Here is a 12466-nt window from a genome sequence, read left to right as displayed (position 1 = left end):
GGGAGTGGATTCGTGAATTCGCGTATCCCCCCCGGAAGGCCGGACGGCGTCGAGGCCGCGTACACACGCGCCGCGCCGCCGGACTTCACTTCGTCATGCGTTGAGGATGACCTCAGTTGCCGGGGCAGGCGTTGCCGCCGGCCATGTTCATGTCCCCGACCACGGACACCGTGTTGCCGCAGATGCTCAGCGGGACATGGACCGGGGCCTGCACGTTGTTGCCGGAGGCAACACCGGAAGCGTTTCCGGCGGCTCCCGCAAGCCCCTGGTCGGCGGCGGCGACACCCGCACCCGCGAGCATCAGACCGCCGGCGGCAGCCGCGACGGCGGCGACCTTCTTGATCATGAATTCCTCCTCGTTGGCATGCGGTTCAAACCGCGAACCGCATCTCCTGTAACGAGGATGGAGGAATCCGGGTACGAGGCGACGCGGGCATTCACCCATTCCGGGCCCCCGCGCACAACTGCCCGAATATCCCGCCCGTACGGACGGACGGGAGACCGCACACCGTTCCGGAAAAACCCGACGGCGGCTCTCCGCCGACACGGACCGTACGGGCGGCTCAGTCCGGCACCGGGCGAATCAGCATTGGCCGAGTCAGCACTGATCCAGGAAGCGGTCGAGTACACGGACCCCGAATTTCAGCCCCTCCACCGGCACCCGCTCGTCGACGCCGTGGAACATGCCCGCGAAGTCGAGCTCGGGCGGAAGCTTCAGGGGCGCGAATCCGAAGCAGCGGATGCCGAGGTCGTCGAAGGACTTGGCGTCCGTGCCGCCGGACAGCATGTACGGCACCGCCCGCGCGGCCGGATCCTCGGCCTTCAGCGAGGTCTGCATCGCGTCCACCAGTGCGCCGTCAAAGCTCGTCTCCAGCGCCTTGTCGGCGTGGACGTCCGAACGCTGGACGCGCGGCCCGAGGACCCGGTCCAGATCGGCGAGGAACTCCTCCTCGTGGCCGGGCAGGAAGCGGCCGTCGACATGGGCGGTGGCCTGGCCCGGGATGACGTTGACCTTGTAGCCGGCGCCGAGCTGGGTGGGCGCCGCGGTGTTCTGCAGGGTGGCGCCGATGATCTTCGCGATGCCGCCGAGCTTGGCGAGCGTCTCCTCCATGTCCTCGGGATCGAGTTCCGTGCCGAGGGCGTCGGAGAGCTCGTCCAGGAAGGACCGCACGGTCTTGGTCACACGCACCGGGAACTTGTGCCGGCCCAACCGGCCCACGGCTTCGCAGAGTTCAGTGATCGCGTTGTCGTTGTTGGTCATCGACCCGTGCCCGGCCGTGCCGTCGACCGTGAGCCGCATCCAGTGCATGCCCTTCTGAGCCGTCTCCACCAGATACAGGCGCAGGTCGTCGTTGACCGTGAAGGAGAAGCCGCCGACCTCGCCGATCGCCTCGGTGACGCCGTCGAAGAGGTCACGGTGGTTGTCGACCAGGTGCCGGGCCCCGTAGACGCCGCCGGCCTCCTCGTCGGCGAGGAAGGCCAGCACCACGTCGCGCGGCGGCCTGCGTCCGCTGCGCAGCCGGTCGCGTACGACGGCGAGGGTCATCGCATCCATGTCCTTCATGTCGACGGCGCCGCGTCCCCAGACGCAGCCGTCGGCGATCTCTCCGGAGAAGGGGTCGTGCGTCCAGTCCGCGGCGTTGGCCGGCACGACGTCAGTGTGCCCGTGGATCAGCAGGGCGGGACGGGAGGGATCCTCCCCCGCGATGCGGGCGACCGTGGAGGCGCGGCCGGGTCGGGACTCGAAGACCTCGGGCTCCAGGCCCACTTCGGCGAGCTTCTCCGCGACGTACTCGGCGGCGGCACGTTCCCCCGGACCCTCGTTGCCGCCGTAGTTGCTGGTGTCGATCCGGATGAGATCGCGGCAGAGGTCGACGACCTCGCTCTCGGCGCTCGGTCCGTCACCGGCCGGTGCAGGGGTCGACTGGTTCACGCTGCCTCCTCGTATCGCCGCGGGGTCCGCCCCCATACTCCCTCTCACAACGCCCGCTCCCAAGGGCAGGGAGGGCAGCGGGGGTGATCGGGACCCCTCATCGCAGTGTTAAAGTTGTCCCCGGCCGCACGCCGATGGCGGGCGCCGCACCTTGTCGGGGTGGCGGAATGGCAGACGCGCTAGCTTGAGGTGCTAGTGCCCTTTACAGGGCGTGGGGGTTCAAGTCCCCCTCCCGACACCGATGGAGCCCCTCTGGCTAGGGGTTTTACACCTCTACCGCTGTCGTACGACGAGCCGCGTGACGAACAGGGATGATCTTGCTCAGGTCAGACAGACCCGAGAGCCACCCTCAGGCCGCAGCTCGAATGACGCTCGGCTCGGAACGGCAGACGACCACGAACGCAAGCATTTGGCAGCGCGCTGAGCACAGCGGTGCCGCGCAACGGGATGCCCAGGTGCGTCGCCAGCCCCCGCCTCTCAGCGATATCGGCACTGCCGGGTGGCCCGATGAGAACCGCGAGCATGATCGTGAGGTTCGCCCCTGACGAACTGTCAATTGGCTTGATGCATAGGACCGTTAAGGCACCCTGGGGCTCCGTCCGAGTCGTCAGCGGAGCACCCTCGTGCTCCGAGGCGGGGACGAGGACGGAGCGTTCACCCCCTGGGGCGTTACTGGTTGGTGCCGCCTTTCCGGAGTTCGGGATTGCCCCGAGTACTGCCGGGAAAGACGTCACCAGCCGGCCAGTGTTCCGTCAGGCCGAGGGCGGTGTGGATGTGATGGGCCGCCGGCTGGTGCTCGACGTTGATGTTGACCAATTGTGGCAGGAACGGGACGAAGCTCGTCCCTGCGAGGGGACCTGGCGGTTCACGGCTTCCGTGCACGTCCGCGCGCCGTGAGCACCGCTCACCGCTCGCGCCGGCTCCTGCGGGCGTGGTCCTCGACCACCTCGGTGAGATGCTGTGTCAGCAGACCTGCCACGGGCAGCCGCAGGTCCGCGTCGCGGGCGGTGACGACGACGTCCCAAAGGTCCTTGCTCCACGACCGCTCCCGTACGGGCGTGCCGCCGCGGTCGTAATCGGCCGCCATCCCGTCGAAGAAGCCCCAGTTGCGCACCACCCAGGAGTCGCCGAGGCTCGTCCGGGCGACGTCGAGGACGGCCTCCTCGGGGACGGCGTAAGCCGCAGCCAGGTCCAGGGCCTCGTGCACTCCGGCGAGGGCGCTGAAGAGCATCAGCTGGTTGGCCAGCTTGACCGCCGCGCCCGCTCCGGACGGGCCGACGTGCACCACCTCCGAGCCCACGGTGTGCAGCAACGGCTCCGCGCGCCGGAACGCGTCGCCGTCGCCGCCGGCCATGACCGTCAGGTCGCCGCTCTCCGCGCGCGCCGGTCCGCCGCTGACGGGGGCGTCCAGCAGGTGGATGCCGCGCCGGCTTCCCAGCTCGCTCAGACGGCGCACCGTCTCCGGCCGCACGGTGCTGTGCAGCACGACCGTTGAACCGGGAGCCAGCAGCGCGAAGAGCCCTTCGTCGCCGGCCAGGACTAGGGTCACGGCGTCGTCGTCCGGCACCGCCACCGCCACCAGTTCCTGACCGGCCAGCTCCCGGACCGAACCGGCCGCCTCTGCGCCGGCCCGCGCGCAGGCCTCCACGCGGCTCGCGTCGAGGTCGTACACGCACACCGCCCAGCCGCCCCCGAGCAACGCACGCACCATGGGTGTTCCCAGGGTGCCCAGGCCGACGAATCCGGTCCGCATCTCAGTCGGTCACCTTCCCGAGCAGGTACGTGGACTGCCGTGACTGGCGCATCCGGTGCACCGCGTACACCGACAGCCCGGCCACGACCAGAGCCATCGGCGGGAAGACGAACGCGCCGACCGCGCTGGCCGCGAAGCCGAAGAGCGCGATCGCGCGCCAGGTACGTGCGTTCCTCGCGTGCGTGGCCCAAGCCGCCTTCACGCTGCCGGCCGAGGGGAATTCGGCGGGCGGCGGCGACGCCGGCCGCCCGGGGCGTGACCCGAGCGCGAGCGCGCCCAGCGCCAGGACGGCGAACAGCGCCGCGAGACCGTAGGCCTGCTCGGTGAAGCGCAGGCAGGACACCAGCGCCAGGCAGGCCGCCATGATGAGGGTTCCAGGTCGCATCGTTCTCTCCCTACGCGAAGAGTTCCCAGGTGGAGACCACGCCCAGCAGGAACAGCACGATCCCCGAGATGATCACCCACCAGCGGGCTCCGGTCTTCAGCCGGTACTGCGGCGGAAGCACCTTCTTCTCCGTCCACACGATGGCCAGGCAGAAGACCCCGCTCATCAGCAGGCCGCCGAGTACGGACGCCGGCGTCACGATGACCACGAGCTCGCCCACCGTCCACACCAGGATCAGCGACGTCACCAGCATGTAGCCGTAGAGGTAGGGACGTACGGACCGCTGGCCCGCCAGGCGTACCCGGTCGGAGACCGCGCCCAGGCTCTCGTAGGCCGTGTAGCTGTACATCTCCCAGAAGGCGTAGAGGGAGCCGAAGAAGGCGAAGAAGACCGCCACGAAGTAGAGGTACTCGAAGGTCGGGTGGACGGCGGTGAGGAACCCGGCCTGGTGGGTGAGGGTCTGATCCTCCGAAGGAACAAGCCGTTCCTCCGACAGCAACGACGCCCCGTTCACCATGAACATGATGGAGAAGACCGTGATCGCGGAGAAGGAGAGGATCGCGTCCCCGAGCGGCACCCTGGACCATGCCCGTGCCTTCTCGGCCTCCTCCGGGTCCGGGGACAGGGGCAGGTACGACCCGCGGCCGGCCTTGGCGAACCGCTCGCTGAACGTCTTCACGTCACGGTGCGCGAGCAGGCCCCACTTCTTCTCGCGGAGCATGCCGGCGTAGGCGATGTAGTCATAGGTGCCGCCGCCGACCGCTCCGAGGTAGGCGCCGATCTCCAGCCAGACCGAACGCTCGGCGATGTCCGGGTAGTCGGCCTCCAGCCACGTCGCGTACTCGGGGACCGAGGGGACGAATCCGCGCAGCGCACCGAGCCAGTCGGGTTCCAGGACGATGACGCTGACGGCGATGGCGAGCAGCATGAACCCGACGATGACGGTCTGCGCCGTCTCAAGCCGGTCGTAGCCGCCCACCCAGGAGAGCACCGCAGAGAGGACGATGAGAAGAGAGGCCCACATCGCTCCGGTGCCGACCGTGGATTCGCCGATCAGATCGCCGATGCCGAGGCCCAGGCCGCTCATCCACGACGGCACGACGGCGATCGACGTCGCTCCGAAGACGATCGGGAACCAGCCCTTCGGGCCGGGGAAGACCGTGGCCCACCGGGTCATCGGGTGCTCCCCGGCCACCACGGTGTAGCGGTTCATGGAGTACGCCAGCGCCGCCTTCGTGATCGCCGCCACGACGAACGCCCATATCAGCGCGTAGCCGAAGATCGAACCGCCTCGCGAGGCGAAAATCATCTCGCCGCTGCCTATGTTGGCCGACGCGATGATGGCGCCGGGGCCGAGAACGGTCGCGGCTCCGACGAGGGTGAGGCGCCGTCGCAGTCTGTGTGGTGGTTCCGGATAGGTGAGGTGCTCGCCCGTCGCCGTCGCCTGGTTCTGATCTGTCATGACGCATCACTCCGTGGTGCTTGGTGCTCGGTACTCGGTGCCTGTGGCCTGGTGCTCCGTGCCCAGGGCCAGCTCGCGGGCGGCGGCCAGTTCCATCTCGTGCAGCTTGGCCACGCGCCTGCGGAAGTGTTCGTCGGTGTGGAAGGAGGCGCCCAGGAAGGTGCGGAGCACGTCTTCGGCTGTGACGGGGCCGATGATCCAGGCACCCATGCACAGCACGTTGACGTCGTCGTGCTCCACGGACTGATGGGCACAGAACGTGTCGTGGCACAGGGCCGCGCGGATGCCGGGGATCTTGTTGGCGGCGATGCACGCGCCGACCCCCGTACCGCACAGGAGCACTCCGCGGTCGGCCTCTCCGTTACGGACCGGTTCGCAGACCAGCCGCGTGATGTCGGGAAAGTCGACCGGCTCCGTCGTGTGCGTGCCCACGTCCGTCACCTCGACGCCCAACTCGTCGAGGACGCCCCTGATGTGGTCCTTGATTCCGAGACCGCAGTGGTCGTTGCCGAGTGCCAGGCGCATCATGTTCCTCCGGTGGAGCGTGGGTTGCCGAGTTCGGTGTGCCGGGGCATCGCCTCCTGGGCCCCCGGCCGGGTCACGGCCGTCGAGGCGGCGAGGACGGCCGTCCCGATGGCCGACTCCTCGTCCACTCCGCGGCTCAGCCCCGCGGCGAGGTAGCCCGCGAAGGCGTCCCCCGCTCCCACGGTGTCCGTGGCCTGAACGCGCGGTGCGGGGAAGAAGAGTGGCTGCTCGCCGCGGGTGGCGATCGCGCCGCGGGCGCCCAGGGTCGCGACCACGAGGCAACCGTGCCGGGCCGCAAGCGAGCGGGCGCAGTCCTCGGCCGTCCGGTCCTCCCCCGCCGGGGTTCCGCCGGCCGCCGCGAGCTGGCGCACCTCGTGCTCGTTGACGAGGAGTACGTCGACCTGCGCCAGCGGCAGGTCCGGGTCCTGCGGTAGGTCGGGGTCCTGCGGTAGGTCGGGGTCCTGCGGCGGGTCCGGGTCCTGCGGCACCGGTGCCGCGTTCAGCACGACGGTGGCCCCGCGCGCGGCGGCCAGCGAGGCGGCACAGCGTACGACGGGGAGCGGGATCTCCCACTGCATCAGCAACACGTCCCCGGCACCGAGCGCTTCGCAGACGGCGGTGACGTCGTCCTCGTCGATGTGGCCGTTGGCACCCCGGGTCAGGGCGATCACGTTCTCGCCGCAGCTCTCGACCAGGATGGTGGCCGTCCCGGTCGGCACGTCCTGCCTGCGGCGTACGAACGAGGTGTCGACCCCCTCGCGTTCGAGCGCGCCGAGGAGAAGCTCGCCCCCGTCGTCCTCTCCGCACGCGCCGGCCATGCGCACCGACGCTCCGGCACGGGCACACGCCACGGCCTGGTTGGCGCCCTTACCGCCGGGGAGCCGGCTCAGGCTCCCGCCCGCGACGGTCTCGCCCCGGCGCGGCAACCGCGGCACGGTGGTGACGAGGTCGACGTTGAGGCTCCCCAGCACAGTCACCCCGCCCATCACCGCACCACCCGCGCGCGGTTCCGTGCGGTCGTCTGGCGCCGCACGATGTGCACGTCGAACATCTCCACGGCCGGCTCGTGACCGTCCATCGCCCGGTCGATCAGCAGAGCGGCGGCGCGACGGCCGAGTGCCTGGATCGGCTGGTGGACCGTCGTCAGACCCGGACGCAGGTACGAAGCCAGGTGGATGTCGTCGAACCCCACGATGCTGACCTCCTCCGGTACGGCGAGCCCCACGTCCTCCAGCGCCCGCAGCGCGCCGATCGCCATCAGGTCGTTGCCGCAGAACACGGCGCTGAACGGCCGCCGACGCCGACGCAGAGCGCGCAGCCCGTCGTACCCGCCCTGCTCCAGGAAGCCGCCCTCGACCACCAGAGAGGCGTCGTAGGCGAGTTCGGCATCGTGCAAGGCGTCCCGGTACCCCTCGTGCCGGTCCTCGGCCACCGACAGATGCGCCGGACCCCGGATGTGCGCGATCTGTTCATGCCCGAGTTCGATCAGGTGCTCGGTCGCCAGGCGGCCGCCGAGCCGGTGGTTGCTGCGCACCACCCACGCCCCGTCGATGCTGGTGTCCCGGTCCACGGTCACCACCGGCATCCCCGCCAGCGCCGCCGAGATCTCCTCGCCCCTGGCGAGACCGCCGACCAGCACCACTCCGTCCACCCGCTTCCGGCGCAGGTGCAGCAGCTCCTGCACGGCGACGTCCGTGTCCTCCGAGGTCTGGCACAGCAGCAGGAGCCGACCGTGCTCCGTGGCGGTCTCCTGTATCCCGTTGACCAGCTCCGGGAAGAACGGGTTCGTGATGTCGGGCACCAGCACCGCGATCGTGCCCGTCGCCTTGCCGTGCAGGCTGCGCGCGAGATCGTTCGGCTCATAGCCCAGCTTCCGCGCGGCGCTGCGCACCCGGTCCCGGGTCGCCGGGCCGACGCGTTCGCTCTCGTTGAGCGCGCGGGACACGGTGGTGATGGAGACGCCGGCTTCGGCGGCCACGTCCCGGATGGTCACCATGCGCCACACCCTGGACAATCGTTTGCACGGGAATGCCGGTGATCATGGTCAAACGTTTGCATGCGCTGAAACTAGGCGCGGGTGCGAAGGGGCGTCAAGACTTCGGTACGTACCGCGGACCGGGTGTGAGCTGCCACGTCACCGCAGCCGGCAGCGCATCCCGGACGTCCGTCCGGTGGCATCCCGCAACAAGTACGGGGCGCCGGCCCGCAGTTGAGGGCCGCGCGTTGCCGGGGACCGTGCGGCTACGGGCAGCGCCTGAAGACCAGGACGGCGTTGTGCCCGCCGAATCCGAAGGCGTTGCTCACCGCGAGGTCGATCCGCTGCTTCCGGGCGGTCTTGGACACCAGGTTCAGCTCGATGTCCGGGGCGATGGTCTTCAGGTTGGCGGTGGGCGGGGCAAGTTGGTGCTGGAGGGTCAGCACGGTGAGTGCCGCCTCCACCGCTGCGCTGGCGCCGAAGGTGTGGCCGAGGGCTCCCTTGGCCGAGGTCACGGTGGGGGCGTGCGGGAGGACGCGGGCGACCATGGCCGCCTCGGTGACGTCGTTGAGGCGGGTCGAGGTGCCGTGGGCGTTGACGTGGTCCACCTCTCCGGGGGTGGCACCGGCTTCGGTGAGCGCGGCACGCAACGCGGCCTCCGCCACGAGGTGTTCGGGGTGCGGGGCGGTGGGGTGGAAGGCGTCGTTGGTGGAGCCGCAGCCAGCCAGGATCGCGCGCGGCCTCGCACCACGCCTCAGGGCGTCGGCCGTCCGTTCGAGGACCAGCACGGCGGCTCCTTCGCCGAGGACGAACCCGTCCCGGTCGGCGTCGAACGGGCGTGAGGCCGCGGCCGGATCGTCGCGTCGCCGGGAGAGCATCGTCGGCTGCGTGGCTGGCCTGAAGCTGGCGCGCTGAGCGCGGAGTTGGAGATCGCAATCCTGACGGGAATCGGCAGCAAGGTGGCATGTGGATGTCCGAATCGCCGACAGGAGGACCATGCACTTGGGCGGTAGGGGCATACGGGCCCTCTGGCCCGCACCGGGTCTTGATGACCGACGCAAGCCGCTGGGGTGAGCGCAATGCCTGAGTCACGCTGACTGCGCGGTGGCAGCGCCTCCCAGCGCACAGTCATCGCCGATTTGTCCAAGTCGGCGCCCGGGGTGAGGTGTAGGAATGGCCGGGAGGAATCTCGATGTCTGGAGGAGACATGACTGGTGAGCCGTCGTTCTTCTCGCTGGGCGTGGAGGATGCCGAGCGAGGGCACGTTTTCTACAAAGGGCTGTTCGGCTGGGACATGCAACCGGGGCCGTCGGGGAATGGCTTCGAAATCACCACGGTCGGCGCATGGGGAGGGATCCACGGAGGCGATCCTGGCGCGTCGCCCTATCTCTTCTTCCGGGTCGACGACCTCGATACGGCACTCCGGCGAGTTCACGAGCTGGGCGGCACGGTGGACGTGACTGATCACGAAGGAGAGGACGAGGACGGCACACGGGCGCGTTTCGGCCGCTTCAAGCTCTGCCGCGACGACCAGGGTTCACCCTTCGGTCTGCATGAGCTACCTGACTGACCAAGTCGGCCCGAAGAACGTCGGGCATGCCGTCGACGCACCTAAGCGGTGGTGGCTGGGAATAGCCGGCGCATCAAAGCAGTGGATGCCGTGACGTGCAGGCCACTTGCACTGCCGCCCCAGTGATAGACGCGGGGCCCCTTCGCGCCGTCGCCGCAGGAGATCTTCTCCCTTGCCTCAGCACGAACAGTCGCCGCAGCGGCCGATTGGTCCAGATTTGACGCAGCCCATCCGCGGACCCCTGCACCGGTGCCGGAGCGGGGCATCCCGGGGCTGATCAGAGGGTCGCGGTTTCAGGTGGCGTCGGCACGGGTGAGTGCTGCGGCGTGGTCGCGGACGAAGTCGGCTATGTCGCGCGGGGGGCGGCCGAGCAGGTCGGCGACCGTATCGGTAGTGAAGTCCCCCCAGCCGGAGGCATACGCGTGTGCGTACTCTTCGAGCATGTCGACGATCCATGCCGGAACGCCGTAGCCGAGCAGTGTCTTGCGCTTGGTGTTGTCGCTGACCGGCAGGTAGGTGATGGAGCTGCCGAGCGTGAGGCCCATTTGCTCGGCGACCTGGTCGAACGTCAGCGAGCGCGGGCCGGTGAGGGAGTATGTCCTGCCGTGGTGGCGGTCCGGGTCGTCGACGAGCACCCGGGCGGCGCACTCGGCGATGTCGCGGGCGTCGATCATGCCGACCCGCGCCGAGGCCATGTTCAGCGAGAACGTGCCGGTGGCGCGGATGTCGCCCGTCTCGTTCAGCAGGTTCTGCATGAACCAGTGCGGACGCAGGATCGTCCAGCGCATGCCGCACCGTTCGGTCTCCCGGTCGGACAGCGCGTGCAGCCTGCCGCTGCGGTTCGGCGCGTCATGTGCCGCACCGACGACGGACAGGCGCACGACGCGCTCCACGCCGGCCTGGCGTGCGGCCCACACGGCATTCATGTGGTTCTCCGGAGCGCGTGGGCCGTTCGGGGTGAGCAGCCACACGTCCTGCACGCCCTCGAATGCAGGAGGCAGCGACCGAGGATCATCGAGGTCACCGACGAAGACTTCGGCGCCGTGTTCGCGCGGGACGTCGGCTTTGCACTCGTCGCGGACGAGAGCACGAAGGTCCACATCGGCCCCGTGCAGCCCATTCGTCAGCGCGGTGGACACAGTACCGGTGGCTCCTGTGATCAGCACGGTGCGCGACATGCTCACTCTCCCTTACTGGTAGCGGGGATACGGATCAGGTTGCGGACAACGTCGGGGGTCAGCTGAGCGGCGGCGATGGCAGTCAGCGCGAGCACAAACCCGACGCCCTGCCACGGCGTCAGGGATTGACCGAGGAACAGAAAGCCCAAGATCGTGGCAGCCGCGGGCGAGAGCAGGGAGAGGAACGACACGGCGACCACCGGCAACTTGCCGATGCCGCGGAACCAGATCGGGTAGGACAGCAGCGCGCCAACCACAGAAAGCCACGCATAGCCGCCGACCGCACGAAGATCCAGTCCGGACGGAAGTCCCTCGAAGGCAAGCGCGAGCGGGACGAGCACGAGACCGCCGGCGGTGAGCTGCCAGCCGGCGATGGTCACCGCGCCGGCACCCTCAGGGCGCCCCCACCGTTTGGTCAAGACGATCCCGCCGGCCATCACCCCGGCAGCTCCGATCCCAGCCAGGACGCCGAGCAGGTCGAAGGAGATCCTGCCGCGCAGGACGATCAACCCGACGCCGACCACGCCCGCCAGGCCCCAGCCCAGCCGCCAGCGCGTGGGCTTCTCGCTGAGCAGCCAGAACGCCAGGCCGGTGACGAACAGTGGCTGGACGGCGAAGAGAGTCGCCGCGACACCACCCGGCAGCCGGTAGGCAGCGACGAACAGCAGCGCGAAGAGCGCGCCGATGTTGAGCGTGCCAAGCAGCAGCGAGCGCCACAGCCACGCGCCCTGCGGCAGCTTGCGCGTGACGGCGAGCAGGATCAGCCCGGCCGGCAGCGCGCGAAGCACGCCGGACACCAGCGGGTAGCCGGGCGGGAGGAACTCGGTGGTGACCAGGTACGTGGTGCCCCAACTGATCGGTACGGCCGCGGTCAGCGCGGTCACTCCCAGCGTGCCGCCGCAGGGCGCAGCTTCGCTGGGCGCTGTCGCCGAGGTCGTGGATGTGGTCGCCATGAAGACCTCTCAACGTTGAAATATTCAATGTTGGCGACAGTACTCCGAGTGATACCTTTGCGTCAAACAGTTCAAGGTTGAGGAGTTTTCTGTGACGAGAGATGCCGTCGACCTCGTCGTGGAGCAGTGGGCCCGTGTCCGCCCGGACCTCGACGCGTCCCCCATGCGGGTCCTCGGCCGCCTCTCCCGAATGGCCCGGATCGCCGAGCGCGAACTCAAAAGGCTCTTCAGTGAATTCGGCCTGGAAAGAGGCGAGTTCGACGTCCTCGCCACCCTCCGACGCGCCGGCTCAGCCGACGGCATGACCGCCGGCATGCTGGCCCGCTCCTCGATGGTCACCTCGGGCGCCGTCACCAACCGCCTCGACCGGCTCGTCGCCAAGGGCTACATCACACGTGACCTCGACCCCGCCAACCGTCGTACCGTCATCGTCGCCCTCACGCCCGCCGGCCGCGAGCTCATCGACCGAGCCGTCGCCGCCCACCTCGACAACGAACGGCGCATCCTCGCCGCGCTCGACCAGCACCAGCAGGACGACCTTGCCGCAACCCTGCGCACCCTCCTGCTCAACCACGGCGACGAAGCGAGCGACGTCGCGCCAGCAGACGAGGCCTGAGTCTCGATCCTCCGGGCAGTCCGGCCATCGCCCGGCCCCAGTCGGGACAACACAGGGTGGCCATCGCGGCGTGGTGCAGGTAGGCAACAGACAGCAGCGGGCCCCGGCGCCACCGG

At 69.4% G+C, this 12466-nt stretch carries 12 protein-coding genes, 1 tRNA gene and 1 pseudogene; 3 read left to right on the top strand and 11 right to left on the bottom strand.

From position 1 onward, the window contains the following. Window positions 1-112: 112 nt before the first annotated feature. Both ACSMXX_RS28010 and ACSMXX_RS28005 read right to left on the bottom strand, forming a co-directional pair. Window positions 113-346 (bottom strand): chaplin, encoded by a 234-nt coding sequence (locus ACSMXX_RS28010; protein WP_473181447.1) that lies wholly within the window; start codon window positions 344-346, stop codon window positions 113-115. Between the two features lie 252 nt (window positions 347-598). Further along, the gene (locus ACSMXX_RS28005) at window positions 599-1933 is read right to left on the bottom strand and encodes a M20/M25/M40 family metallo-hydrolase (RefSeq protein ID WP_473181446.1); all 1335 of its coding nucleotides are present in this window, start codon (window positions 1931-1933) and stop codon (window positions 599-601) included. A 153-nt stretch (window positions 1934-2086) separates the two neighbouring features. Here ACSMXX_RS28005 and ACSMXX_RS28000 point away from each other — a divergent pair. Beyond that, window positions 2087-2171 (top strand) — tRNA-Leu (locus ACSMXX_RS28000). 666 nt (window positions 2172-2837) lie between these two features. On the opposite strand, the gene ACSMXX_RS27995 is transcribed toward ACSMXX_RS28000, so the two are convergent. The 7 genes and pseudogenes from ACSMXX_RS27995 to ACSMXX_RS27965 form a co-directional block, all read right to left on the bottom strand. After that, window positions 2838-3686, bottom strand: a complete 849-nt coding sequence (locus ACSMXX_RS27995; protein ID WP_473181445.1) for an NAD(P)-dependent oxidoreductase — start codon at window positions 3684-3686, stop codon at window positions 2838-2840. 1 nt (window position 3687) lies between these two features. Beyond that, a complete protein-coding gene (locus ACSMXX_RS27990; protein ID WP_473181444.1) occupies window positions 3688-4071 on the bottom strand; it encodes a hypothetical protein in 384 nt (127 codons plus the stop codon). 10 nt (window positions 4072-4081) lie between these two features. Next, a complete protein-coding gene (locus ACSMXX_RS27985; RefSeq protein ID WP_473181443.1) occupies window positions 4082-5533 on the bottom strand; it encodes an Nramp family divalent metal transporter in 1452 nt (483 codons plus the stop codon). 6 nt (window positions 5534-5539) lie between these two features. Continuing rightward, window positions 5540-6061 (bottom strand): ribose 5-phosphate isomerase B, encoded by a 522-nt coding sequence (gene rpiB / locus ACSMXX_RS27980; RefSeq protein WP_473181442.1) that lies wholly within the window; start codon window positions 6059-6061, stop codon window positions 5540-5542. Then, window positions 6058-7044 carry a ribokinase gene (locus tag ACSMXX_RS27975; protein WP_473181441.1) on the bottom strand — a complete coding sequence of 329 codons (987 nt, stop codon included), beginning with the start codon at window positions 7042-7044 and terminating at the stop codon, window positions 6058-6060. Before ACSMXX_RS27975 ends, rpiB begins: the two co-directional genes overlap by 4 nt. Continuing rightward, window positions 7044-8054 (bottom strand): LacI family DNA-binding transcriptional regulator, encoded by a 1011-nt coding sequence (locus ACSMXX_RS27970; RefSeq protein ID WP_473181440.1) that lies wholly within the window; start codon window positions 8052-8054, stop codon window positions 7044-7046. The genes ACSMXX_RS27975 and ACSMXX_RS27970 overlap by 1 nt, the downstream gene beginning before the upstream one ends. 245 nt (window positions 8055-8299) lie before the next feature. Continuing rightward, a pseudogene (locus ACSMXX_RS27965) lies at window positions 8300-8908 on the bottom strand (beta-ketoacyl-[acyl-carrier-protein] synthase family protein); the annotation flags it as partial. A gap of 332 nt (window positions 8909-9240) precedes the next feature. On the opposite strand from ACSMXX_RS27965, the gene ACSMXX_RS27960 reads away from it, so the two are divergent. Beyond that, complete coding sequence (locus ACSMXX_RS27960; protein ID WP_473181439.1) at window positions 9241-9603, top strand: VOC family protein; 363 nt, start codon at window positions 9241-9243, stop codon at window positions 9601-9603. A gap of 293 nt (window positions 9604-9896) precedes the next feature. On the opposite strand, the gene ACSMXX_RS27955 is transcribed toward ACSMXX_RS27960, so the two are convergent. Continuing rightward, entirely contained in the window at window positions 9897-10781 is an 885-nt protein-coding gene (locus ACSMXX_RS27955) for an SDR family oxidoreductase (protein ID WP_473181438.1), read from the bottom strand. A 2-nt stretch (window positions 10782-10783) separates the two neighbouring features. Beyond that, entirely contained in the window at window positions 10784-11734 is a 951-nt protein-coding gene (locus tag ACSMXX_RS27950; RefSeq protein WP_473181437.1) for an EamA family transporter, read from the bottom strand. 91 nt (window positions 11735-11825) lie between these two features. Here ACSMXX_RS27950 and ACSMXX_RS27945 point away from each other — a divergent pair, with 91 nt between their 5' ends. Continuing rightward, complete coding sequence (locus ACSMXX_RS27945; RefSeq protein ID WP_473181436.1) at window positions 11826-12350, top strand: MarR family winged helix-turn-helix transcriptional regulator; 525 nt, start codon at window positions 11826-11828, stop codon at window positions 12348-12350. Window positions 12351-12466 lie beyond the last annotated feature (116 nt).

The organism is Streptomyces sp. DSM 116795, assembly GCF_055792905.1.
Note: the sequence above shows the minus strand (reverse complement) of the source record. Positions and strands in the feature narration are given on the sequence as shown.